We start from the raw sequence: 26907 nt of genomic DNA on the forward strand, positions 1-26907 counted from the left end.
TTTAGTCTCGGCTAAAGTACTTTATGTGTAAAATTTTTTCTTGTATAACCATAAATTGCAAAATTGTATTTGTTAAATAAAGATACTATGCAAATACAAGAACCTATTTTAGACAACGATCACTGTACTCATATAGTAGATCGATTGGAGGCCATTGCTTTACGACTTTCCCACAAAGTAGCTTTGGTGTTTGAGGGTACGGAGTATACGTACCAATTTCTAAATGAAGAGGCTAACCGACTAGCCCATTATTTACGAAGTAAAGGGATAACCCATGGATATAAAGTGGCGGTTTGCCTGCGTCAATCACCGCAGCGGATTATCGCTTTTCTGGCCGTGTTAAAAGCGGGGGCTGCCTATGTGCCCATTGATGGTCAGCTCCCGGAAAGCCGTATTCAAACGATGATTGACGATGCAGGGGTCGACTTACTTATAACGGAGCAATGTTATGATTTAACCGCAGGAAATTCGGGGGTCAAAAGTGTGATGCTTGATATGCCGGATCACATTGATTTAGCTCAATATCCAGACAATAATTTAGAACGAATAGTAGAAGCAGATAGCTGTGCTTATATTATCTATACATCAGGTAGTAGTGGTAAACCGAAAGGAGTAATGATCAGCCACGGCGCTTTTTATCATTTTGTGAGTCGACAAGCTAAGGTATTGGACATTAACACAGACAGTAGAACTTTACAGTTCGCTTCCCCAAGCTTTGATGCGGCAGTTATCGATATTTGGGTGCCCTTATTACAGGGCGCTACGGTGGTCTTGTACCCGAAAAATAAGATTGTGGGGGAACCTCTGTTGGATTTTATAGTAGCGAATCACATTGATATAGTGCCTCTATTACCACCCGCTGTGCTCGCTTCTTTGCCTGTCAATAAACCTATAGGTAATCTTCATACCATTGCCATAGGGGGTGAAGCAAGTGTAGAGAGCACGGTTCGTAAATGGTATAAGCGAGTCAAGCTGATTAACAGTTATGGGCCTACCGAAACGACCGTAGCGGTAACCAACTATCTGTTTGACCAAGATCCTAACCCTCGTATCATCGGTTCAGCGCTTCCGGGAATTGGTCTTTGGGTTTTAGATGCAGAAATGGAACAGGTACCTGTTGGAGGGATCGGTGAATTGTACATAAGTGGTCCGCAATTGGCTTTAGGTTATATTAATCGTTCTGATGAGACAGAAAAAGCTTTTATAAAAGCTCCATCGTGGTTTGTGAATGAACAGGCTGCCGAGCCCAGACTTTATCGTACGGGCGACCGGGTTATAAAGCGTGCAGATGGCATGCTAGAGTATGTGGGAAGGGAAGATGAACAAGTTAAAATTAGAGGATACCGTATTGAATTGGCTGAGATAGAACATCATATTGCAAAGTTGCCTCAAGTGGCAAGGGCTGCGGTGAAAGTGCATCGTCCCGAGCTGGGTTTGCCATCATTGACTGCATTCGTCCAGCCTATTGCTAATGTTGATGAACATACATTCAGCGATGTCAGGGTCAAGTTGCAACAATTAATGCCTGCATATATGGTTCCGGACAAAGTGGTTGTAATGGAGAAACTGCCACTAACTCATGCGGGAAAAGTCGATAAATCGCAATTGCTAATCCCTTCACAGGAAGATAAAAAAGGTATATCTATTCGGAGAGAGACAAATCTGACCGAGCTTGTTACAAGGATATGGAAAGACTTGCTAGGTTTGGAGCAAATTTCAACCGATGTGAACTTTTTTGACCTGGGCGGACACTCTTTATTGCTGGCTCAATTGCATATGCAATTGCCGGAAATGGTGCGGGCCCGAATCGCTTTGCCGGAACTTTATACTTACTCAACCATAAAAGGTTTTGTAGAAGAAGTTGAAAAGAGATTGAATGAAACAGAGGTGTCGCAAAAAATAAAAGCGGAGCAGACTGTCAAAGAATTACTGAATGATGCCGAGCTCCTTTTCGATTTTACCATAGGCGATCTACCAAGTGCAGATGTGTTAGCCAGGCCCCAACATATTTTTCTGACCGGTAGTACCGGCTTTGTAGGCTCGCATCTCTTGGAAGAGCTTCTTCATCAGCACCCACAGGCTTTGATTTATTGCCTCGTAAGAGCTGAAAGTGAAAAAATGGCAAAGAAGAGGCTTACTGATACGTTCGATAAGTTTAAACTTAAATGGCATGCTGATTATGACCACCGTGTGAAGGTTGAAGTGGGGGATCTTTCGCTTTCGAATTTTGGTTTGGAAGATGAACGTTACGCCTATTTAGTGGACACCATCGAAGTGATCTACCACTCTGGTAGCTCGGTGAGTTACGTACAGCCGTATCAACTCATTAAAAAGCCGAATATAGATGGCTTACACCATATTTTACACCTAGCGGTTACTCGTAAAGTCAAATATCTTGTATTACTATCCTCCATGGGCGTGTTTAGTTGGGGGCGGCCTTTTACAGGTAAAACCTGGATGTATGAAGATGATCCAATAGAGCAGAACCTGGATGCGGTAAGTCGCGATTTAGGTTACATACAAAGTAAATGGGTGATGGAACGCATCGCAGAAAAGGCCAAATACAAAGGCGTGCCGATCATTAATTTCCGATTAGGCTTTGCAGTTTGTCACAGCACTTCCGGTGCTACCGTTAAGAATCAATGGTGGGGAGCCTTAATTCGCAGCTGTGCAGAATTGCAATCATTCCCTTTGGTGATGGGGTTGAAAGATGAATTGACGACCGTGGATTATATGTGCAAGGCAATCACCCATATTGGAAAAAAGCCTGAAGCAGTGGGTCTAAATTTTCACTTGTCGCCTTTGCCGGAAAATGATGTTTCGCTGACCGATTTCTGTGCTAAGATGAATGAATATTTTGGATTGAAACTAGAAGGAATGGCGTATCAACAATGGCTAAATCAATGGCGTTATCATAATGAACTCCCAATATACCCACTTTTAAGCCTGTTCACGGAAGATGTACATGAAGGCAAATGTTTGGTAGAAGCCTATGAAAACACCTACTACTATGATCGAAGCAATACCCAACGCTTTTTGGATGAAATTGATCTAAAGCCGCCCGCATTTACAAAAGAAATCATGCGCCCTTACCTTCAATTTATTGGGGTCATCTAATTGTTTGAATGATATAAAGGAGTAGGAACCTACTCCTTTATATTGTATTTTGATGGATACGTTTAATCAGATACGTTGATGCTAATGGTAATTCTTCCATTTGATAAACGCCGTTTTCTCTACAAAAGCCATTTTGTTCGAAAAACGAAACGAGGGGGTTCTCCAAATATTCGTTAATCCATATAAGATCATAGGACTTCGAAACGGATACGCATTTATCTAATAATGATTCTTTTATCGCCTGTTCTTTATGGTCTTGCAAAATGCCGAAATCGGCAATTCGGATCAGGCGCTGTTGGCTTAAATAGGTGGGTCTTTCTCCTTTGGTGGTTAAACGGGCATAACCAACCGCTTTGTCGTTCGCATATACAACGAGCCATTGATTCGATAAACTATTTATTTCGCGAATAAGCTCATCTTCATTGAAATGTTTTGATAGATAATTCTCGAGTGTTTCCGGGCTCAATAAATGTACATATTTTTCGGTGGCAATAGTGCTTGTTAATTGCATTAAGTCATTTATTCCTTGCTCCGTTCCGACGGTAAATTTAGTTATGATTCTCATTCTTGTAGCATTATGAAGTATACGAAAGTATATAACATTTCAGTAGCATCCTCGATACAGAAATACTAAGACTCTTCAGTACAGCATTTAATGAATATATTTTCCAATTGATTTTATTGCCTCGATTTTCTTAGATGAATATTTGTCCGAGAAAACGACCCTAAAATGATTTTCAAAGGCGTTGGAAAAAGAAAAAGTGTCACCGGGTGTAAACCTGATTCCTGTTTCCTCGCATTTACGATAAAATAGGTCAACATCGATATGCTTTGGCAGTTTTACCCAGAGATTATATCCCCCTTTTGGATCGCTGATTTGCGTTCCCCTTGGAAAACATTCATTTAGTAAGTCAATGGTAAATTGTGCATTTTTTGCGAGTTGTGCTCTAAAAGAACGAATATGTCGTTGATAGCTGGCATTCGATAGCAAGCGATGAACAGTTTCCTGATAAATAGGGGATACTGTACTTCCCAGAGCGAACTTAATCTGTTCGGCGCGATGCATAAAATGAGCCGTCGATAGCCATCCTAGCCGAACCCCCGGAGCCAAGGTTTTAGCATAAGAAGAGTAGGTCATTACCGAACCACTTTCGTCGAAACTCCTAATAGTTGAAGGTCGTTCTCCATTAAAAGGAAGGTCGCCATAAATATCATTCTCTATTACGATAAGCCCATGCTTTTGTGCAATGGAAAGAAGACTCTGTTTTTCCTCATCCGTCATCATCGCTCCCGTAGGATTGTGAAAGTTGGGCGTAATGACGAGTGCCTTTACGTTGTTTTTGAGACAGGCTTTCCGTAAGAAATCGAGGTCAAATCCTATTTTAGTGGTAAAAGGAATCTCTATTACTTTTAACTTAAGCACCCTTGCAACTTCAAGAACGGAAAAGACACAAGGGCTTTCGATGGCAATGACATCATTGGTTTCGCAGACTGAACTGAGCGCAATATAAAGAGCTTGTAGGGCTCCGTCAGTAATTAGTAATTCGTCAGGCGAAATAATCGTTCGGTAAATGGCCGCATGACTGATAATTTTATGTTTTAAATCCTGTAAACCATTTGAATCGTAATACCGCAAGAGACCAGCACTTTTATCCCGGATCACTTGCTGCATGGTGCGTAATAACAGTTTCTGAGGAATTAGGAGGTCTCCCGGAGCAGCGACATTAAACTCGGATACAGACCTCTTCAGATTTGCTGAAGTAGTATGGAAGCGATTATTTACAAATATCGGATCTCTTACAATCGGATATACGGTGTTTTCCAGGTCTGTAATCGGTTCACTTACGTAGTAGCCTTTCTTTGGAACGCTGGTCACTAATCCCTGACTTACAAGTCGTTCATAACCGTGTTGCACAGTAGTTGTACTCAAATGGTGCATTTTTTTTAAGTCGCGTACTGAAGGCAATCTTTGCCCTGGCTGATAAATACCCTTACGAATATTTTTTTCAATGGATACAGTGAATACTTCAAATTTATACGACCTCATATAACTGTACTGCCTGTTTAAGTATATGTTGCTTTAGAAGCAAACATAACCATTTTAACTATTGGAAAACAGGACAGTACAGTTTAATATCGTCGGTACAGCTAGCTTAACTAAAGACCCTTCGAATTAATCAGCACATTTTTTATTTTAGTAGGTAACCACACTTGCATTTCACCATTGCCTCGGTTAGCCCAACAGAAATAAGGAATCGCTGTGATCGTTTGTTTGGTAACCTGAATCGATTTTCCATCACTCGATGGAGTGGCTGCCGGCAGTTTGCTTTGTAAAGTAACTACCCCGCCCAGTAGATCTTTTTGAAAGCTTGCTGTAAAATGGGCGTCCGGAGGTACGATGAAGTTCATAGCGTTATCCTGATTGTCAACTTGCTCTACACAGTAAACGAGTGGTCCGCGTTGTAGGGCAATACGATTTTTATTGGCGACGACTTGATCGTTGGCCGCAATCTTTTTTACTTCCAATGGCATTTGAATACTGACAGCATCGTTCTTGTCCCAAATTCGATCTATAACAACATAACCTTTTTCGATGTGATAAGGAACATTCTTACCATTGACTTGCAAGGTGTATTTGTTTTCCGTAGTGTCCAAAAATCGATAAGTATCGCCTGGAGCTGGTTGACCGAGCAGCCAGCCGGGTATGCGGATATGTAACGGGAACTTTCTTTTTCTATCGGGCGTTACCCGAATATTAATATCGCCCTGCCATGGATAACCGGTCTGTTGTGCTATTTCAACAGTACCTTGGGATAAAGGAATGGCAGCTTTACTGCCTACGAATAGGTTCACCCAAACCGCTTTATCTGAATGTGCATAAATATAATCGCCCAAAGATTCCACTAAACGTGCAATATTGGAAGGACAGCAAGCAGTGCCGAACCACTCGCTTCGACCGTAGCCGCCATGTGATGCGAGTGGGTTTCCATAGAAAAAACGATTGCCGCTATAGGAGAGACCGTCCAGCGCGCCATTATACAAACTTCGTTCGAGTATGTCGAAATATTTAGCTTTGCCGGTAAGTAGATTCATTCGCTGGTTCCAGAAAACCATGCCGACGGAGGCACAGGTTTCGCAATAAGCGCTGGCATTGGGAAGATCGTAATCTTGACTAAAACCTTCATTTTTTGCAGTGGACCCAATGCCTCCGGTGATATACATATTACGGTATACGACATCTTGCCAAACTGTTTGCATCGCTTGCATGTACTCGGTATTGCCTGTGGCGGCTCCCACATCAGCGGCGCCTGTATAAAGATACATTGCCCGCACCGCATGTCCTGTAATTTCCTTCTGATCTTTCAACGGCACGGCGTCTTGGCAGCGAGCCGGATCTTTTAAGTCGTCCCATGTATGGCCCTTACCGTAACCGCGTCCTCGCTGTTGAAGAAACCAGTCTGCTAACGCTAAATAGCGTTCTTTTTTGGTCATATGATACAGCTTGACCAAAGCTAACTCGATTTCCTGGTGCCCGCTCACCCAAGGCCGGTTTTGTTGCCGAAAAGTAGAATCTATATGATCGGCAAAACGAGTAGCAACTTCCAGGAGTTTTGTTTTGCCGGTGGTATTATAATAAGCAACAGCAGCTTCGATAAGATGACCTGCACAGTAATCTTCATGCATATCCATGTCCGTCCATCGTTTATCTAATCCATTAAGTGTATAGTACGTATTCAAATATCCATCAGGCAGCTGTGCAGCGGCTATTTTATCAATCCACTCATCGGCTTTTTGCTCTAATTGCTGATCGGGGTGGTTTTTGAGCGAATAAGCGATCGCTTCCAAGGCTTTGTAAACATCCGAATCATCGTAATAAATTCCTTCGTGTTTTTCGCCCGAATGTTGTGCCACTTTCTCGAAATTTCGAATACGGGGTGTTTTAACCTCGGTCTGCTCTATACAGACCGGAATGGTTACTTCGCTCACTGTTTTGATTTTTGGCGTCCAAAATTGATCGGTTATTTCAACCTTCGAAAAGTTGACGGGCCGTATAGGGGACAATGTCTCCTGCGCATAAGCATTTCCTATTGCGAATAGGAAGTAACTGCCGATATAAAGCATTCTTTTTCTCGTCATGATATTTTTAATTAATTACAGGGAATTGTGTGATTCGTAAGGTAGTGCAACCATAGGGAATCAAGGTGATTGGGATTTCTTCTTCCGCTGCTTCCGTAAATTGATGGGGAAGCGGGCCCGCCATGTTTTTATAGAGTTTCCACTCCGGAATTTTTTTAGCTTTGGTCTGAAGGATAATCGGTGCGCCGGATAAATTCCATGGATATTGACCGTTTGCCTTGTTCTTTATGACTTCAAAGCCGCTCTGAGGATCTGCGATCGTTTTCGATAGTAAACCGAAATTCCAATCCGATTTGGGATGCACTTCGAGGTAGTCTCCAAAATAGTCGCCGTCGTTCACTTTACGCCAATCCTCATCGATTTTCAACGCGTATACCAGCGGTCCGCGCTCTACGGCAACGGATAGTTCAGCCCAGCGACTGGTTTCAATTTGCATAGGCAAAACAAGGGTTATTTGATCTCCATTTTTCCAGAGGCGACTGATTTTTACGATGCTGCCTGGCTTAACCTCTTCATTACTTAGTTCGCCGTTCATCTTAATTTGTGCATTTTTTGCCCAATGTGGAATGCGTAGATGAAAAGGGAAACTTAAATCCTTTTTGCTATGAATAGTAAAATGAATACGCTCATCGAAAGGATAATAGGTGTCTTCGGAGATTTCGATGGGCTGTCCGTTTACTTGTGCTTTTACGTGGCTAGGACCGTACAAAAGCGCCGCTACGCCTCCGTCGGCCGTTTGATACCAGAGGTTTTGTACAAGCTTGGGCCATCCTTGGTGCATATTGGCTGTACAACAGGGATACCCCGTAAGTAATCCATAACATTGATCAGTACCTTGGTGCCCATCATCTTCGAAAAAATTACGTTTGGCGCGGGAAATCATAACTTGGTTTGCGCTTTGAAAATATTGCCGATAATTAAAGTCGTCCGTAGCTTGTGTAGGCATGGCATTATAGGCGATTTTTTCGATTCGATCGGCAAATTCCGTGTCGCCTGTAATGGTCAGCATACTTTCTAAGGAGAAGAGCATTTCGACCACCGAGCAGAATTCAATACCTTGCGTAGGCGCGTTCCCATGGAGAGGTTCGTCTCCACCGTACATGCCCTGCGCTTGACCGTGAAAGATAGCGATGTCATTAAAGGCTTTTTTTACTGCTTCGATATAGGTCGAATCGGGATGCTGTTGATAATAAATAACCGGTGTTTTAATACCTTGAGCAAGATTAACACAGTGGAAGCTTTGCAACTGACCAACATGTAATTTATCGATAAGCGCTTGCTTAAATGGATAAGTATTGCCGGTGTTATATGGGTAGAGATGTTCAATACCATCCTGTTTTGTGCCGTAAGCGCCTGAAAATACCTTTGTATAGGGAAAAGTCTGTTGATAAATCAGATTACCTAAATCCAATAGAAAGTTTTCGCCCGTCACGTTGTACAACCAATAAACGACCATTAAATTGTCAGCTCCTCTGCGATTTCCCCAAAAAGACCATTGGTCCAAGGGATGCTGGGGAAGTTCTTGCAGCTGATATTTAAAATATTTAGTCAGCGCTTCAATAACGCGTTTATCGCCTGTGGCGCTGTAATATTGTTGGAGCACTTTTAGCATAACCATACGAGGCCACCAATCTTCTACGGGCTCTTTTTGAATACCGGGTTCGGGCTCTGGTTTTTCCGCAAGGGGTTTAGGTCCAAGATAACCGTCTTCACGCTGGTTGTTCAAAGTCCATTCAATCCAAGGTTTCACTTTGTTAATAAGAGCTTGGTCTTTCAAAATATACGCTAAAGGAAGTAAACCATCGACCCAATAGGGGCCTCTTTCCCACGCATCGCCATCGCCACCCAACCAGCCGTTTCGCGAGCCAATTACTTGCGGATAACGTGCATCCAGGTGTCCGGTAAGTCCGGCTTTCATTCGATTAAGTTGATCGGCCAGCCAACCCTTTGCTTGTATATTACCCAGCGGGAGCTCGAGATAAGGATTAGGACGTAGGGGGCTACGATTCTGTACTTGCGCCTCGCTTGCAACGCCTAGGCCGAAAGCAAGAAGAATAAAACATATAACTTGTTTTGTTTTCATCGTTGTATGAAGCATGATGTTAGTAACCTTGGTTTTGTGTTAAATTAGGATTCGAGTTGATGGTCTGCTGCGGAATCGGGAAGATAATACGATAATCACCATTTGGTTTATGTGATAGCCAACTTTTGCTGGTAAATATGCCAAAGCGAATCATGTCGCGTCGACGGTGACCTTCCCAAGCGAATTCCCACCCGAGTTCATCAAGCATGCGTCCATATTTTATGGGTGCTGTGTTGCCTTCATCTATTATTTTATAATCTTCTACATAACCATAAGGATAGCGACTGTTCTGCTTCAGCTCACTACCGGTTACATTCGCTTTTTCAGGATTATTTCTGAAAGCCCGGTTTCTTACTTGGCTAACTAACATCGCTGCTTCATCTGCGCTGCCGTTACGCAACAGGCACTCGGCCTTCATCAGCAGGATATCAGCATATCGGAAGAAAGGAAAATCATTATCTAAATTATGCATGGCTCCCATCTTGACGGTAAATTTATTCATCCGATAGCCTTCTGATTCACCGGTGTACAATCCGTCCGGAATTGCTTTTGTGAATACAAGCGGCTTGCCGGCTTGATCGTATGCACCCAGAAGTGCTGTCTTGCCATCGGCGGCAAATTGAGGCCCCATCAACCAAGTGTCGGCTAAGCGTCCGTCAACTGGATCATAGCTGTCGATAAATTGTGGTACGGCCATGGCTGAACCGGAACCCCAAGGGGTGGCTTGCATATTCGCTTTGGCTTTTAGCGAGGCGTGCCAAGAAAACATATGGAAGAGAAAACCACCGCCAACAGTTTCATTGAAGGGAACGGCAAATATAATTTCCGGAGAATTTTCATTAAAGGTGCTAAATATCTCCCTAAAGTTGGTGCTTAGACTGTATTTACCAGAGCTGATCACATCATTGCATTGTTGTATGCAATCTTGCCAGGCGGGTGCACCACTGTAAACTTCTGCATTGAGATACACATTAGCTAACAGGGATTTCGCGGCCCATTTATTAAATCGACCATAGAAAAGCTGATCACGATCTTCACTTAGTGCGGGGATGGCAGCGTTGATTTCCGAAACAATGAATTGATAAAGTTCAGCTCTCGACACGTTAGCCGGAAGCTGAGTGCTGACTGTTGTAACGAGGGGTGCATCGCCAAAATTATCACAAACGAGCCAATAAAAAAAAGCACGTATTACTCTTACTTCTGCTATGATGCTTTCTTTTGTTAATCCGTCACTTAAGGGAATTTTGTCCGCTTCAAATAAGCTTATAATGCGATTGGCGTTGATTACACCTTTATAGAAGCTGTTCCACATGGCACTCATTTGCTCGTTTTCTGAATTCCATGTATGTAAGTGGATTCTCTTGTATATGCCACCATCATCCCAACCAGAGGCATTAGCAGGCATGACCAACTCATCCGAGGAAGTTTCCTGTACGCCCGCCCAATTGTGATGGTCGAAAAGTTCACGCATATTGGCATAGAGAATGCCGGTTGCCTGATAAGCATTGGTGTAGGTTAACTGATCATCAGTTACCTCAGTATATAAGATTTCGTCTAGGTCATTGTTGCAAGCAGAGAGCATAATGACGAATAAAAAAAACGGTATATAATATGTTAGTGTTTTCATCTTTCAAGGACTTAAAAAGTTAAGAATGCACCCAAGGTGTAACTAGTAGTAGACGGATAACGATTTTTATTATCAATACCTGGAGATAAGCCGCTAATACTTACTTCGGGATCTATCCCTTTATAACCGGTAATGGTAGCTAGGTTCGAAATCGATCCATACAGACGTACGCGCTTAATGTATTTGCCGGTAGCCGGAAGATTATAGCCCAAAGTGACATTGTCGATTTTCCAGTAGTCGCCATTTTCTATATAATAACTTACGTAATTAAGGGATTGATCATCGGCAAGTGGACGTTTGTCAAAGACGTTGTTATAGGCTGAATTGAGTAAATTACCGCGTGTAAGCATCACCGGGTTGCCATAGAACATTTCGGGCATATTCAAGATTTGGAAACCGAAGGCACCACGCATAGTAATATTCAAATCGAAATTTTTGTATACTATAGTGTTGTTCCAGCTTGCGTAATATTTCGGTAACCCATTGCCTATAATTTGCTTGTCATCGGCTTGTTGATTGGCTATGGGCTTTGGGTTGCCATCTTTACCTTCAATAATCCAATAGCCGTTCTCATCAATATCAACGGTCTTAAATCCATAGAAATTGCCTATAGGCTGACCCACTTGCACGCGATGGGTACGTTGTTGAATCGGTTCACCCGTTTCTCCGGTATCAAAGTAACCGCTAGCGAGCTGGAAGTTCTCATCAGATAAGGATAAAATCTTATTACTGTTGGTGGAAAAGTTTACGGATGTACGCCACTGAAAGTCGCCCGTTTGCAGAGGTACACCGTTCACCTGCAACTCGACTCCCTTATTCTGCATAGAGGCTGCATTTGCTTGAATCGTATTGTACAAATAGGGTGGGGTAGGTACCGGATAATCCATTAACAAATCTTTTGTGGTTCTTCTGTAGTAGTCGACCGAACCGGACAAACGGTTGTCAAAGAACCCAAAATCAAGACCCATATTTAACTCCTCTTTCTTCTCCCAACGTAGATCGGGATTCGGATTTAGCGAAGGATTCACTACCTGAATCCATTGTCCATTAACAAGACTATAGGTATCAAAGTTAACTAGGCTTAAGGATTGATACGGATCGGGTGGTTCCGTACCGGTGATGCCGAACCCTGCCCGAAATTTTAGGTTACTAAGAGCTTTGACATCTTGGAAAAAAAGCTCGCGAATGGCATTCCACCCTACTGAAACTGCCGGAAAATTACCCCATTTGCTGTTTCGTCCAAACTTAGAAGACCCCTCATGACGAATGCTGGCCATGAGAAGGTACTTTTCTTTATAATTGTAGTTTAGTCTGAAAAAATAACCGACTAACTTGTTCTCGCTTTGTAAGGAATTCTCAGGCGCTTGTCCGCGTTTTAAGGCTAATCCGGCTCCCATATTGTTATATGAAAAATCATCCGTCGGAAAATCCCAATTTTGCATCCAATAATCTTGGTAATTATTGTTTCGCCAACTGTAACCGATTAAGCCGGTAATTTCATGGTCTTTAATAATTGTATGGTAGTCAGCTGTCAATTCTAACAGATCCTCTTGCGTGCGTGTAGTGCCTCTGGAAGCGTAGCCATTTCTTCCATCTCGAATGGTTGAGAAATGCTTCTTTGTTTCGTAGTAACCCCGGGTGCTATTATAAAGATCGCGCGAAAGTAAAAGCTTTACATGGATGTCTTGTGTAGGCGAATAAGTGATATTGCCAAACGTTCTGAAATTGTTGTTCTGAATGAGTCCCTGTGTTTCTTCCAAGAGCGCTACGGGATTCATATAGTCGGTTTTCTCTATCCGCTCTACCCATGTCCCGTTATCATCTTTTAGACGATCAGTCGGATTAAAAGTAAGTCCGTTTCTGTACACATCTCCTCGGAAGCTCGTACCGTCTGCGCCGGAAAAATATTTTTGTTGATAACCATTTATATTGGCATTCAATTTTAACTTACCGTCAAACATCTGATGATTAAACTCAATGCGTGGGAAAAGTACTTGGTTGTTCGACCTTTTGATAATACCTTCAAGATTTCTGTAATTTACATTAGCGATATAATTGGTTTTACTGTTTCCGCCTTTTAAACTGATATTATATACTTGTGAAATAGGTGTTTGTGTTATTTCGTCCAACCAATCGGTCTCGTAACCATAATCAGTAGCACCTGGCCTTCCCTCAGCCACCCGTTGACGGTATTGAGCAGCATCCATAAAATCCAGTCTTCTGGCAATACTTTGTGTGGTAAAATAGGTGTTGACGTCAATAGTTGCGGGTGTTTCCCCATTTACTTTTTTGGTGGTAATCAGAATAACCCCATTGGTGCCCCGTGTACCATAAATGGCTGCCGCAGAGCCATCTTTCAGGATATCGATGGACTCGATATCTTCCGGTGCAACGGTAAACAGCGTTCCGGGTACACCATCAATTAACACCAAAGGGGCACTACTGGCTAAAATAGAGGGTACTCCCCGGAGATTAACTTGAGCAGTTGCAACCGGATTGGCATCGGGTGATACTACACTTAAACCGGCAACTTTACCACGAATCAATTGTGCAGCGTCATTTACCGAACCTTGAACGAAATCTTCTGATTTAACACTGGCAATGGCGGTGGTAATTTGTTCGCGTTTTTGTGTGCCATATCCTACTACTACCACTTCATTAAGCGTATTCGCATCTTCTTTTAAGGTAATATCAATCGTGTTTTGGTTCTTAATGGGTACTTCTTGTGTAACATAACCAATATAGCTGAATAAAAGAGTTGCATTTTCCTGAGAAATCGAGAGCTTATAAAGCCCATCTACATTGCTTGTTGTACCGGTGTTAGTACCTTTTATCTTTATACTAACGCCTTGTAGGGGTAGTCCTTTCTCGTCTCTCACTACTCCACTGACAAATTGCTGAAAGGTAGCAACGCTTTTTACTACCCGATGGATGCCTTTCAAAACAATCGTTCGTTGCATGATTTTGAATGATAGCGGTTGGTTTTCCAAGCTTTTTTTCAGTGCTTCTTCAATGGATACGTTTTTAAGATCGACGGTGATGGGGCTGGCTTTCTCTATATCCATCTTATCGAACAGAAAATGATACCCACTTTGCTGTTCAATTAACTTGAGGATATCAGTGACGGAAGCTTCTTCCTTTTTTAAGGTTATCCCTTGACTATAACTTTTGGCACTGACCTGCATCAGGGCTAATAGTAGTATAAACGCAGTAAGTTTCATAGTCAATAATAATTGCTGCAGGAACGGCCGATCACATAGCGCGGCCTTTGAAATAAATTTCATTACTTTTGTTGTGTTTGGGTTAATAAATGTTGTCAGACCAATGTGGAAATAACTCCAAGCTTTTCGGAGAGTGGTACCAGCACTCTCCGTTTTACTGTCATTCTTATTGTTTTTATTCGCTCATCATGTTTGGGTTTACGTTATTGGTTAGGCTCAAAGACGAAGCTTTGCAGTTAGTTTTTAATCAAGACTTTTCTTCCTCGTATTTCGTAATTTACGCCGGTATAGGCAAGCATATTCATCAACTCAGATAGATTGACATTTCTGGAAACGCTTCCATTCAGTAATTTCTTGGATCGAACACCGGTATATTCCACTTCAATATCATACCATCTGGCCACTTGTTCCATAACGTGTTGAATACTAGCGTCCTTAAATATAAAGACGCCATTTTTCCAGGCAATTTCACTTTCTATGTCAGCATGATCAGTTATAGTAATGGTCTCATTGCGATGCAGTAATGCTTGTTGGCCCGGTTTTAACAACTTCGCCTGTGTCCCGCGCTTTATTTTAACTGCTCCGTTAACCAGGGTGGTTTTAACTACCGTTTCGTTATCGTAATCCAATAAATTAAAATCAGTGCCCAATACATGCACTTCTAAATGCCTACTAATCACTTTAAATGCCTTGTTTGAATGTTTAGCAATCTCAAAGTAAGCCTCACCACTTAATTCTACCTTGCGTTCATTGCCATGGAACTGCGAAGGAAATCGTAAGGAACTTGCTGCGTTTAACCAGACCTTACTTCCATCGGGGAGCCGTATTTGGTATTGACCCCCTCTAGGGGTCGCTACGGTATTCCAACGCTGTGTTGGCGTTTCATCATTTTTTATTGTACCGGCATCAATGATGAGTTCTCCGTCAGCTATTTTCTTTATAGATATACCTTTCTCATTGGCTAAAAGGCCGTTCGGTGAGTCGTTCAGTATAATGGTAGTTCCGTCTGCCATTCTTAAGGTGGCTTTGTTTCCTCCCGGTAAAATATCGCTTTCCTTACTTGGCGCAGTGTTTGTCGTTTGCAAATTCAGCGGTTTGTTTTTTTGCTGAAGAATAAAAACTCCGAAAGCAAGTCCCGCTAAGACTGCCGCGGTAGCCGCAAGTTTGACATATAGGGACAGAGAATGACGCTTGGAGATCGGGCGCGCTACTTTCTTTCCTAATATTTGTTTGAGCATCTCTTCGCTTTTTAGCTTTTCTGCTAACAGGGGCGATACAAGAGTCTCCTCATAGATGGCCTGTAACACTTGATCGATCTCTTCTTTCGGAAGGGTATCTAACAGAAACAACAGTTCATCTAACTCCTCACGATGAATGCTTTTATTTAAAAAACGATTTAGCAAAAAATAGAATCTTTCTGAAGCGCTGTTCATATTATTATAAATGGTTATGTCCCTTGCTAGCAAAGCGAGACTATATAAAAGACAATAAAAAATAAAAAAAGGGGGTAGCGACTAGCGAAAAATTAAAACTTTATTTTAATGAGCAAAAAGAGGAGAAGGTAAATATGCTTTTTCAGGTAGCTGATAACCGTACTGGTTGCAAGTTTTAGGTAGCTTTTAACGGTCTCTTTAGAAATCCCCATTCGATCGGCTATTTCCGCGTATTTTAAGTGTTCATGCTTACTTAGCAAATAAACTCTTTGCTGTTGGGGAGGAAGCGTATCGATCGCCTGATCAAGCAAAAGATGATAGTTTGTTAACTCATCTTCGCTAAACAGCCTACTGTGTTCGTGTTTCCAGTGTTGGCGGACTGCTTTTTCTTTTACCGCCTGCTTCAGACAATTGAGGCTATGGTTCTTCGAAACAGTAAATAGATAGGCTTTAAAATTTTTAACAGCGGTTAATTGCGTTCGGTTTGTCCATATTTTGAGAAAGACATCCTGCACAATTTCCTCCGTAAGCTCATAGGAGTCTGTCAGCTTATAAACAAAGGTAGCCAGGTGTAAATGATATTGACGAAAAAGAAGCGAAAAGGCATGTTCATTGCCCTTTGATACTTGTAATATCAATTCTTTTTCCTCGAAAGCCACTAGGTCTGCGATTTGGTTTACTGCAAACAAAAATAGGCAATCAATGCAGAATTCCAAGCATTGGCGATAATCATTGTCTAATAAATTAGAAAAGGAAGGATATTTTTAATTCTTGCAATTATTCTGAAGCGTTCTTTTTCAACCACTCAATCCGACGTTGATCAGGTAAATGCTTGACGGTAAATTCTTCGAACTTGGCGGTAAAACCTTCGCCATCGGGACAAGCTGCCATCAAACCAACCTGTACAGGCCGATTGTCCTCTAAGGGAGCGTTGCGCAGCATAATATAGTTTTTGTCGTCGAAGGAGTAAAAAAATTCAATGGCATCCAAGCGTCTTATCGCTTTTATCCAAATGTGGGGCGGGATTTTTTCCAATCGTACCACACTCCAATCGCTTTTTCCGTGCGTTACTACCGCACTGACATTGAGTTTGCCATCCACAAATTCGACGCCCGCCTTGATCCAGTTTTCATGGTCGGTTCGGATCATTAAACCCATTTGATCAAAGCGCGCCTGGTACTGGCCAATGAGTTTCACCTTCGCTTCGAATTCACCTCCATAGTTAGCATAATAAAAAGGTGCGTCATCTACGGTAAATCCGTAATGCGAAACTCGCCAATAATCACTTTTAGGGGTCACCTCCATCGTGAATTGTCGACCATCTATTTTCCATTCGGCGGGCTCATTAAACCAAGTCATTTTTTCGAGGGTCTGAGCTTTAGGTGCGAGCGGTAACAAACAGAATAAAGGTACAAGGGCGAATATTTTCATAATGATGCATTTGAGCACCAAAAATAGGAAAAGCCTTGGGGCAAAAAAATAAATTACCGCTTATTTTTTCCGTGTCGAAGAAGAAGGATTAGGCAGCTTGTTATCACCACAACCGTTGCCGCTTTTTTAATGACACCGTTTCGATCATGTTTCCAACGTGCTTTATACCCTTTCTCTGCAAAGATGTTTGGGATATGCCCATGGCGTAGGTCGTCAAACAAGCCCTCTATCACATCAATCCGGTCGGCCAACAATAAGGGTAACCAATGGCGGTATCGATTTTCGCTGTATCTGAAGGCAAAACGTCTAACGATTCCACTTAAACCTTTTGGAGGTAAGGTATTGCCAAATACAGCGCTAATAGTTGGCCTTTCGTTAGAGTGGAGGATTTCCACGTCCTTTACCTGTAGACTTGGGCGGTCCCAATGAGTACGAGCATGGTCGTCACCTGTATAGTTTTTTAGGGGGTAAGTAGGTTCGTTTTCAGGATCTGCGTCGATACCCCAACCTTTTATGTGTGAATAATCCTTTGTCTCTTTCATATTATATTTTTGCTTTGGGTGGTATGAGTACAGGTTTTATGCAATTGTCTAACTTAGATGAAAACATACGATAAGCGTCGGATACCTCTTCCAATGGTAGCCGATGTGTGATAATGCCTTTGGGATTTAACCGCCCTGCCATAACATGATCTATAAGCTTAGGTAATACGCGTTTTACGGACGCTTGGTTAGCGCGAATGGTGATGCCTTTGTTTACTACGTTGCCGATGGGGATCAGATTGTCGGTAGGTCCGTATACGCCTACAATGGATACAATGCCTCCTTTTTTAACCGAATTGATTGCCCAATGAAGTGCCGTAGCCGAACCTGCTTGCAAGAGCAATTTTCTTCCAGTGATGGTTTGCATGGCATTACCGGCAGCGTCACCACCAACAGCATCAATACACACGTCAGCACCAAACCAATCGGTTGTTTTTTTAATGAAGAGAACCGGGTCTTCCATCGAGCGAAAATTATAAGCCTCGCATTGTGCGTAATTTTTAACGAATTCCAGTCGATATTCCAAGTGGTCAATAACGATAACACGGCCGGCACCGAATAGCCAGGCGCATTTTGCCGTCATAATACCTATTGGCCCGGCTCCAAAAATAACTACTGTATCACCCTTTTTGATGCCTCCCATCTCGGCTGCCTGATAGGCGGTAGGCACCACATCGGCTAATAATACCGCATCGTCCGGATCCATCTCGGGAGGTATGCGGGTCGGTCCGACATTAGCGTAAGGGACACGGACGTACTCCGCTTGTCCACCATCGTAACCACCTGCTGTATGCGAATAACCGAAGATACCGCCAACAGCAGTTGCTTCAGGGTTTGATTCATGACAATTGCCATATAATTCCTGTTTACAAAAGGCACATTTACCGCAAGCTATATTGAAGGGTACAAGCACATGATCGCCAACCTGAATTTCGGTTACTTGCGATCCCACTTCTTCTACAATGCCGATAAACTCGTGGCCAAAAGTGCTGCCGACGCGTGTATCGGGTACCAGTCCATGATACAAGTGTAGATCAGAACCGCATATGCAGGAGCGAGTAACTCGAACAATAGCGTCCTCTGGATGTAGGATTTTTGGATATGGTTTTTCATCAGTCCGGACTCTAAACGGTCCTCGGTAGTTCATTGCTAACATAAATTCGGTGTTAAATATAAACATCACTAGCTACAGCACTTAACAGGAGAATGCAGATGAAGTTTTCCTTGATTGACGAAACCGTATTTTTACGTAATCGTATAAATACGGTGGATCATTTATATACAGATTAATTGCTTACTTATCGCGAACGATCTCTCGCCAAGCCATTCTTAAAAAAAATAAAACTGGCAGTTTGCGGAAAATATTAATTTCTTGCCAAAGTGTGCTTTGGTTCGCTAAAAATTTGAACATGCTGTTAGCGTTATTTCGATGAAACATACTAAAAAATAATGAGGCGCCTTTTTCTGGAAATTCTTTAAGGATTCGTAACATAACGCGGTCATAAAAAAGAAAACGTTTAGCCTGAAGCTTATGGAAGGGAAGTGGCAATCGGTCTTGTGCGAGTTGTTGAACGATGTGTTTGACATGTTGTTGCACAAAAGTGAAGGTATAGCCTGAAGATGGCTTGCTGCAACCACCCGCTGTGCCAATTGGAATGATGCGATTTGACGGACTCCCAAACGCATAATCGGTCATCGGAATGACGCCGGTCTCTTTGCCTAATACATTAAAACTAAAAGTGTCAATATGTTCGTCAATATATGTGGTTAGTAATGCTTGGAGGTATTGATCGGAATAAATTTGTTTACTGAATATGGTAAACTCAACAAGCGCCTCATGTGCTGTCTTGGGTAATACATAGCAAAAAGATACATGTGTATCTTGTGTCGCCCTAAAGTCCATTAAACACGCTTTTTGCGGATCGAAAATCGGCTCTTCACTTTTTATAAACCAGCCTATAAACTGTTGATAAAGTATGTGCCCTTTGTGTCTCTCTAATTCAGCCAACTGGAAACGACTATCGAATACAAGGGGCGCAAAAAATAGTCCCTCCTCCGTATGAACAGCGACTGTTGTACCGAGGTCTTTGCAATCGACTACATCGCGAGATAGTAGATGGATGTTTTGCTGTTTACGAAGTATATTGAAAACGTAACGCCGATAGTCATCTGAATGCACCATTTTGTATTTCATAGGTGCTAATTCTTTTGCTAACTGACGTGTACCCTCGTAAAAGGTAGCAATGGACCACGTTTTACTAACTAAGCTATCCCACCAATCAGCACCATTTTCCCAAAAGCACCAGGTACGCCCCTGATATTGCTGCTGACTTTTTTCCAAGAGTAAGATACGCTTACGACCCGTTATTTTATTCTTTAGTAGGCTCACAGCTAGACTTAATCCAGCTAGGCCCGCACCGATAATAATGTAATCGAAGTTATTGTCGCTGGGCGCTGTTGTTGTTGAGATCGTCATCACGTTTTATTTTTGCTCGGTATTTTTTTTCAACGTATAAAAATCCAAACGACTCCCCGTTCTCCGGACCAAGATGTTTATGGTGCATTTTATGTGCCCAGCGGAGTTGCCTGATGTAGCGATTTTTTGATCTGGTAAACCATTTTACACGCTGATGGATAATGATATCATGAACAAAAAAGTAAGCTATACCATAAAGCAATATGCCTGTACCTAGGCAATAATACCATGGATTTTCTCGCATATGGCCAAAATAAAAGCATAGCATACTTGGAATGGAAAAAATAAAGGCAAACCAATCATTTTTTTCCAGTTTACTGTGATTAGGCTCGTGATGATCGCGATGAAGCGACCATAAAAAACCATGCATTACGTAGCGGTGAGTTGCCCAAGTAATCGGTTCCATGAGCACAAAAACAAGTATAGTCAACCCGATATATAATAACATATCCATTGTTTAAACTAGTTAAAATTCTATTGAAATCCAAGGCGATTACCAACTTTGATTTGTAGTAGAAGAAGCATTTTTTTTATTGGAGGAACACTTACTCGGCTTGATAGCAATTGTTCAGGCGTGATCCCCTTAATTTTCTGAAAGAGGCAGAAGTAATATTTATAAGCTACCAATACCCCAAAGCGAGCCTTTGCCGGCAATTGGAGAATGCCCGCGTAAGCCCTTTCAAAATCCTTCGAGATGTCCATCTCTATTAACTCCTTCTCCGACCGGGAAAGGCAATGTAAATCAATCTGGGGAAAATAACTTCTTTCTAAATTCTTTAAGTCGTCTGCTAAGTCGCGCAGGAAATTGACTTTTTGGAATGCCGCACCAAGTGAAGTGGCGGCTGGTGCAAGCATTTTTGCTTGCTCATAATTGCCATCACAGAACACCTGAAGACACATCAAACCAACTACTTCGGCCGATCCATAAATATAGCGGCTAAGCTCCTCCTTTGTGGTCCAATCTTTTTTTTCCAAATCGGAGTGCATGCTGTCAAAAAATGCTTCGATTAGTTCATGCCCGATATTGTATTGATTTACAGTGAGCTGAAAACTCTGTAAAATTGGATTCAAACTTATTTTTTGATCTATTGCGTCGAAAGTGTCCTTTTTGAACTGCGCTAACAATATGGCCTTGGGATAATTATGAAAGGTATCAACAATTTCATCGGCTAAGCGGACAAAACCGTAAATTCCATGAATCGGCGCATGTAATTCTGGATGAAAAAGTTTGATTGCCGACGAGAAGGAGCTACTGTAATTAACCGTGATCGTTTTGCTGCAAAGATAACTGGTCGAATTAAAGAGGTCAATTGTATTCATAGATTTCGCTAGCTAATAATTACTCCTTTTTGTTTTGCCAAATACTGATCTGCTTGCTCAGCCACCATTTTGCCAGATAGTATGGACGGTGGAAGCCCGGGACCTGGGACGGTCAGTTGACCACAGTAAAAGAGATTTTCTACCTTTTTGCTCCTTAAACGAGGCTTGCCAAAGGCTGTTTGCTTGAGTGTATTCGCTAAACCATAGGCATTCCCTAAATATGCATGATAGTCTGTTATAAACTCTTGAATACTGTAATCCTTATAATAAATTACGTGATCGGTGATATCCGTTTTAAGGTGGTGCTCTAAACGGCTCATTAGGTGTTTGAAATATTTCGCCCTAAGAGAAGGGTCATCTCCTTTTAAACCAGCTGCTATCGGCACCAACAAAAATAGATTTTCGCAACCTGAAGGGGCTACGCTCGGGTCACTTACAGATGGAGCGCACGCGTAAAATAAAGGTTTTTCCGGCCACGATGGATTTTTATACAGAGAAGAAGCGTGATTCTCAAAATCAGTGTCGAAAAACAGATTGTGATGATTTAAGTCGAGTCGCTTATTAATGCCTATATAGTATAACAGACAGGAAGGAGCCATCGATCGGCTTTCCCAATACTGTTCACTATATTGTTGATAATTTACGGGAAGAAGCTGCTCGATGTGATGATAATCGCCGGCGCCTATCACTAAATCGGTAGATAAACGTTCGTCATAACTGTTTAGATAGTTTGCTTTTCCTAATGAAACTTCAATGTGGTCGATATCGACATTAAAACGAAACGTGACACCCAGCTCGAGGGCGAGCGCATAAATAGCGCTGACGATTCGGGACATACCTCCTCTAGGATACCACGTTCCAAGAACAATGTCGGCATAGTTCATAAGACTATACATCGCCGGAATTTTTTCAGGCATAGCACCTAAAAAAATAACTGGAAATTGCATTATTCGCCTGATTTTTGGGTGCTCGAAATATCGGTTCACATGCTGCTCCATATTGCGAAGCGGTTGTAATCGTCGCAAAAGTGTGTAAATATCCTTACTTAAGAATTCGTCAAAACGTAAAGCGGGTTTTAACGCAAATCGATGCATTCCTATTTCGTACTTCTCTCTGGCATCTTTTATATAATAGCGTAATCTTCCAGCACTACCTGGTTCCAGTTTTTCAAATTTTTCACCTAAACCTTCAATGGATGATGGCACTTCGAATTTGCCATCATTGAAATACACACTATAGGAAGGTTCTAAACGAATCAGTTCATAGTAATTACTAATCTTTTTTCCAAAGTCTGAGAAGAACTGCTCGAATACTTCCGGCATCCAGTACCAACTTGGCCCCATATCGAACGTAAAACCTTTATTCGTAAAATTTCTGACGCGACCGCCAGGCTCTAAATTTTTTTCATATACTGTCACTTGGTAACCTTTTTTTTGTAGATAGCAGCTGGCTACCATTCCCGAAATACCCGCTCCTATAATGGATATGGATGGCTTTTTATGCGTCATAAGGATGAATAACTAATTTGTATGTAATAATACAAAAAAATCAGTAAATAAGTTTTAAAACATACTAAAATCTTTGTTGTTTATTTTGATACATTTGTGGTTAATTACTGACATGGATTACAATTTAGTGATACAGCTGTTGTCCGAACTTAGGCAATACGAACAGGAGATGAATAGATCTCCCGACAATATTCATTCTTTTGCAACTTGGTTAATTAATAAGCGCGATTTCAATGATGCTGCGGATGAAAGTTTGTTTATGCGAATAAATTGGCATGGGAAAGATCGCGGCGGTAAGGCCCATTATAATGCATCTCATTTGATTACAGCTGTAGGTAGGCATAAAATGAACTACATTCGGCAAGCGCTAGACGGGACTGCTTTCGATACTTACGACGAGTTTGCCTTTATGTTGAGCTTGGTTTTCAAAGGCAATTATTCTCCATCTAAATTAATTGAAACTCACCTTCAACTTAAACCGACAGGAATCGAGGTTATACGCCGCTTGTTAAAGAAACAATTAGTAGAACAAACACCTTCCGAAACAGACAAAAGAGCGAAAGTTCTGTCTGCCACGACGCTGGGAAAGCAAGCTTTTTATTTGGCTTTGCAACGCATTAATAAAGTTACTGATCTCATTATGTCGCCGTTGTCGGAAAAGGAGCATCTCGTATTACTATCGTTACTGCAAAAATTGGATCAACGACATCGCCCGATTTATTCGTTGGATAAAAAGAGCTCTTTTGATGAATTGATTTCGATGTTTGAATCGGATAACCCTCAATATTCAGATCCAAAAAATGAAAAATGATGTTTAGTTCCTGTCATCGTCTATTATTTTGCTTATTTACGTTTGTTTTTTGTTATATAGGGCTACGTGCGCAGCAAAAAAGTGTGCTTCGGGTCGATGTTTGCAATCTAAAAAATAATAAAGGAGTTTTATACGCGGCTCTTTATAGAAATCAACAGTCTTTTTTAAATGAAAAGGAATGTTACGCCAGTAAGATTGTTGAGAGCAATCACGCCGACACGCTATCTTTTTTCTTTGAAGAACTACCGATAGGTAAATATGCGCTCGCTATTTTTTTTGACAAAAATGGTAACGGTCGAATGGATACAAATTTCTTAGGTATCCCCAAAGAACCCTTTGGTTTTTCGGCGAGAAAGATGCCCTTATTTAAGGCACCTCGTTTCGATGAAGCGTCCTTTGTGCTAAAACCCGATAATAACAAGCTTGTTATAAAGTTGATTTCTTTTTAAGCTATTCAGGCTCGCGTTTAAAACTTACCTTTAGTGTATAGCCGTTTGGCAAATTGATAATTGATAAAGGTAAAGTTACTTCCAAGCCGTCAATTTTTTGTGCGAATGCTACTTTGCCGAAACCGAGAATTTCTACCTTTTGTATAGTCCTGATTTCTTTTGAAAAGGCTTTAATTAAGATGTTCGAATGAGAGGACGTTTTGAGTGCTATGGCATATACCGAACCGTTTTTTTGTGTAAACCAAAAATCGGTCGGGCTGATCTGTAGTGTGAAACCTTCTTTCTCCCGCTGTTCTGTATCGGTAATTTTATATTCCGCAGGGCCTTCATGGTTTATACGCCATGGTCTTGTGCCATAAATGGCTTCTTGATTCACCTGAAGCCATTTGCCAATCGATTGCAGATTGTTAATGACCATTTCGGGTACGGAACCATCGGCACGTGGGCCGATGTTGAGCATATAATTCCCACCTTTGCTAACTATTTCCAGCAACCAATAAAGTAGCTCCTCTTTACTTTTCCAATCCTGATCATAGGACTTATAACCCCATGAATTATTGAAGGTTCCGACAGTTTCCCAAGGAATAGCGTATTGGTCCTTTTCTGTGGGGATCTTATTATCACCCGGAATAGCATAATCGCCCATCTGATTACCTATGCGTTCTGAAATAACAATCTTGGGATTAATATCATAAACTGTTTTATAGAATCGGAAACTTTGTTCGGGTTTCATTAAACCCGGCATATCAAACCAGATGTAACGTATGTCTTTAAATTGGTAAAGTAATTCTTTGACTTGGGGTACCGATTTGTTGTCTAGGTATGACTGAAAACTATTTGGACTGGGATCCCATAGGTTAGCACCAAAAGCGTCGGTTCGTTTTCCCTCTCTATCATTCATCGTTTTGGTTTCTTTATACTGCGCATCAGCACCATCGGCCCAATCAATGTTATGAGAATAGTAAACGCCGAAACGTAAACCGAATTTTCGACAGGCCTGGTTGAACTCTGCTATAATATCGCGATTAAATGGAGAGGCGTCAACAACATTGAAAGGACTTGCTTTCGATTTGAACAACGCAAAGCCGTCATGATGCTTTGCGGTGATGACGATGTATTTCATCCCGGCGTCCTTGGCCATTTTAGCAATAGCATTGGCATCAAAGGTACTTGGGTTAAATTCGTCCGCCAATTTGGCGTATTGTTTTCGTGAAATCTTCGCGACAAGCTGAATCCACTCTGCAACGCTGGGACTTCCCATTTCTTCCATTTTTTTTCCTTCCCAAATTCCACCGGGAATGGCGTACAACCCCCAGTGAATGAACAGCCCGAATTTTAGGTCTTGGAATTCCTCCAAAGCAGTGGCCTTACTTCTATTCATTTCTCGCCAACGTTCCTTCATTGTCTGTTCAGACTGCGCAATGGCTGTCTGCGTGGCAACAGAGGTTATAACAGAAAATAAACTGATAAGCAAGTAGAATCGGATCGTCATGGTTTGAATAAGTGAATAAGTTAAGTGTGTGAATTCTTTTGGATGCGTAAAAGTGCTTCCAGAAAATAATAGTCGGCATATACTAAGGGTACATCAATCTCACCTCCATGAGGAATACTGCCTACGCTATGTTTTAGCAGAAAATAGCCATTTGTGCCGGCTTGAGCCATATACCTGTCCGTACTCAATGATTGCAGAATTTTCTTTGCAGTGCTGTAAAATAAGCGTTTATGCTTTTCTTCTGCATAAGTACTGAGCTCAAGCAGTGCCGAGCTGGTAATTGCAGCCGCTGATGCATCCCTTGGAATTTCTTTAAACTTGGAGGCATCATAATCCCAGTTTGGCTGATAACCTGCTTGTCCGACATGGAAATCCCAATAGGGAATAAGGTCACTGGGCAAGTGTTGATGATTGATATAATATTCCGCCATTTTGATGGCGGAATGGAGAAATTTCGTGTCTTTAGTTTCCCGATACATAACCGTAAAACCATAAAGTCCCCAAGCTTGTCCTCTTGACCAAGCCGAATTGTCGGCATAACCCTGAGCCGTTTCTCTACTCAGTACCACTCCCGTTAAAGGATCATAGTTGACCACGTGATAAGAACTATAATCTGGACGATAGTGGTTTTTGAGCGTTGTTTCAGCATGTTTTATGGCGATGGTTCTGAAAGAGCTATCGCCTGAAAGCTGTGATGCCAGAAAAAGCAGCTCCAGGTTCATCATATTATCAATAATTACCGGAAATTGATAAACCGATTGGCCATCCCACGAACTAAAACTGTTCCACGATTGGATGGCACCGACTTTTGAATTGTAGCGACTAACAAGCGATTTGGCACTTTGAATCAGTATTTTCTTATAGCACGTGTCGCCGGTTAGCCGGTATGCATTGCCATAGCTAGAATTCATCATAAATCCGATGTCATGATGATCTGTATTGTATTGATTTGCTTCTAATGAATGGGTCCATTTTTGAGCGGCTGCTTTCCACTTATTGTCTTTGGTATACTCATATAGATACCACAGACACCCTGGCCAGAAACCACCGGTCCAATCATGGATAACAGTATAGCTAGTTTTTCCGTTGGCATCGGTCGATCGTGGATAGCGATTTAGATCGGTTGCAGCGGATAACAGGAGGGTGTATTGTCGCGCTGCCCGATCGAAACTTCGTTGGACAATATCTTGCCTGTCATGGTTAAATGAAACCAGTAGCAAAGTCAATAATAAGGTGTATGGGAATAAAAACTTTTTCATC

20 protein-coding genes are annotated in these 26907 nt (G+C 41.8%); 3 read left to right on the forward strand and 17 right to left on the reverse strand.

Annotation, left to right across the window (positions count from 1 at the left end):
• Window positions 1-87 precede the first annotated feature (87 nt).
• Window positions 88-3117 carry a non-ribosomal peptide synthetase family protein gene (locus E0E36_RS15910; RefSeq protein ID WP_130856774.1) on the forward strand — a complete coding sequence of 1010 codons (3030 nt, stop codon included), beginning with the start codon at window positions 88-90 and terminating at the stop codon, window positions 3115-3117.
• A 37-nt stretch (window positions 3118-3154) separates the two neighbouring features.
• Here E0E36_RS15910 and E0E36_RS15915 read toward each other — a convergent pair whose 3' ends face one another.
• From E0E36_RS15915 to E0E36_RS15985, 15 genes are all read right to left on the reverse strand, one after another.
• Window positions 3155-3682 (reverse strand): GNAT family N-acetyltransferase, encoded by a 528-nt coding sequence (locus E0E36_RS15915; protein ID WP_130856775.1) that lies wholly within the window; start codon window positions 3680-3682, stop codon window positions 3155-3157.
• An 87-nt stretch (window positions 3683-3769) separates the two neighbouring features.
• Window positions 3770-5164, reverse strand: a complete 1395-nt coding sequence (locus E0E36_RS15920) for an aminotransferase-like domain-containing protein (RefSeq protein ID WP_130856776.1) — start codon at window positions 5162-5164, stop codon at window positions 3770-3772.
• A gap of 110 nt (window positions 5165-5274) precedes the next feature.
• Window positions 5275-7254 carry a glycoside hydrolase family 127 protein gene (locus E0E36_RS15925; RefSeq protein ID WP_130856777.1) on the reverse strand — a complete coding sequence of 660 codons (1980 nt, stop codon included), beginning with the start codon at window positions 7252-7254 and terminating at the stop codon, window positions 5275-5277.
• Window positions 7255-7261: 7 nt separating this feature from the next.
• On the reverse strand, window positions 7262-9337 hold the full coding sequence (locus E0E36_RS15930) for a beta-L-arabinofuranosidase domain-containing protein (RefSeq protein ID WP_165447008.1): 2076 nt from the start codon (window positions 9335-9337) through the stop codon (window positions 7262-7264).
• A 19-nt stretch (window positions 9338-9356) separates the two neighbouring features.
• Entirely contained in the window at window positions 9357-10964 is a 1608-nt protein-coding gene (locus E0E36_RS15935) for a RagB/SusD family nutrient uptake outer membrane protein (protein WP_130856779.1), read from the reverse strand.
• Between the two features lie 11 nt (window positions 10965-10975).
• Entirely contained in the window at window positions 10976-14248 is a 3273-nt protein-coding gene (locus E0E36_RS15940; protein ID WP_130856780.1) for a TonB-dependent receptor, read from the reverse strand.
• A gap of 173 nt (window positions 14249-14421) precedes the next feature.
• Window positions 14422-15618 carry a FecR family protein gene (locus tag E0E36_RS15945; protein ID WP_130856781.1) on the reverse strand — a complete coding sequence of 399 codons (1197 nt, stop codon included), beginning with the start codon at window positions 15616-15618 and terminating at the stop codon, window positions 14422-14424.
• Between the two features lie 92 nt (window positions 15619-15710).
• Window positions 15711-16277 (reverse strand): RNA polymerase sigma factor, encoded by a 567-nt coding sequence (locus E0E36_RS15950; protein ID WP_013667920.1) that lies wholly within the window; start codon window positions 16275-16277, stop codon window positions 15711-15713.
• Between the two features lie 118 nt (window positions 16278-16395).
• Window positions 16396-17049, reverse strand: a complete 654-nt coding sequence (locus E0E36_RS15955) for a DUF1349 domain-containing protein (RefSeq protein WP_130856782.1) — start codon at window positions 17047-17049, stop codon at window positions 16396-16398.
• A gap of 53 nt (window positions 17050-17102) precedes the next feature.
• Window positions 17103-17591, reverse strand: a complete 489-nt coding sequence (locus tag E0E36_RS15960) for a hypothetical protein (RefSeq protein ID WP_130856783.1) — start codon at window positions 17589-17591, stop codon at window positions 17103-17105.
• A gap of 1 nt (window position 17592) precedes the next feature.
• A complete protein-coding gene (locus E0E36_RS15965) occupies window positions 17593-18747 on the reverse strand; it encodes a zinc-dependent alcohol dehydrogenase (protein ID WP_130856784.1) in 1155 nt (384 codons plus the stop codon).
• 138 nt (window positions 18748-18885) lie between these two features.
• Window positions 18886-20067 (reverse strand): lycopene cyclase family protein, encoded by a 1182-nt coding sequence (locus tag E0E36_RS15970; protein WP_130856785.1) that lies wholly within the window; start codon window positions 20065-20067, stop codon window positions 18886-18888.
• Window positions 20030-20521, reverse strand: coding sequence for a sterol desaturase family protein (locus E0E36_RS15975; RefSeq protein WP_130856786.1), 492 nt, complete (start codon window positions 20519-20521; stop codon window positions 20030-20032). Before E0E36_RS15975 ends, E0E36_RS15970 begins: the two co-directional genes overlap by 38 nt.
• A gap of 20 nt (window positions 20522-20541) precedes the next feature.
• Window positions 20542-21387 carry a phytoene/squalene synthase family protein gene (locus E0E36_RS15980; protein WP_130856787.1) on the reverse strand — a complete coding sequence of 282 codons (846 nt, stop codon included), beginning with the start codon at window positions 21385-21387 and terminating at the stop codon, window positions 20542-20544.
• Window positions 21388-21395: 8 nt separating this feature from the next.
• Window positions 21396-22895, reverse strand: a complete 1500-nt coding sequence (locus E0E36_RS15985) for a phytoene desaturase family protein (protein ID WP_130856788.1) — start codon at window positions 22893-22895, stop codon at window positions 21396-21398.
• A gap of 112 nt (window positions 22896-23007) precedes the next feature.
• Here E0E36_RS15985 and E0E36_RS15990 point away from each other — a divergent pair, with 112 nt between their 5' ends.
• Both E0E36_RS15990 and E0E36_RS15995 read left to right on the forward strand, forming a co-directional pair.
• Window positions 23008-23706, forward strand: coding sequence for a helix-turn-helix domain-containing protein (locus E0E36_RS15990; RefSeq protein WP_130856789.1), 699 nt, complete (start codon window positions 23008-23010; stop codon window positions 23704-23706).
• Entirely contained in the window at window positions 23703-24155 is a 453-nt protein-coding gene (locus E0E36_RS15995) for a DUF2141 domain-containing protein (protein WP_130856790.1), read from the forward strand. Before E0E36_RS15990 ends, E0E36_RS15995 begins: the two co-directional genes overlap by 4 nt.
• Before the next feature lies 1 nt (window position 24156).
• Here E0E36_RS15995 and E0E36_RS16000 read toward each other — a convergent pair whose 3' ends face one another.
• Window positions 24157-25647: an alpha-L-fucosidase gene (locus E0E36_RS16000; RefSeq protein WP_130856791.1), complete on the reverse strand. Its 1491-nt coding sequence runs from the start codon at window positions 25645-25647 to the stop codon at window positions 24157-24159.
• Window positions 25648-25667: 20 nt separating this feature from the next.
• Window positions 25668-26906: a glycoside hydrolase family 88 protein gene (locus E0E36_RS16005; protein ID WP_130856792.1), complete on the reverse strand. Its 1239-nt coding sequence runs from the start codon at window positions 26904-26906 to the stop codon at window positions 25668-25670.
• Between the last annotated feature and the right edge of the window lies 1 nt (window position 26907).

The organism is Olivibacter jilunii (assembly GCF_900607235.1).
GTDB lineage: Bacteria > Bacteroidota > Bacteroidia > Sphingobacteriales > Sphingobacteriaceae > Olivibacter > Olivibacter oleidegradans.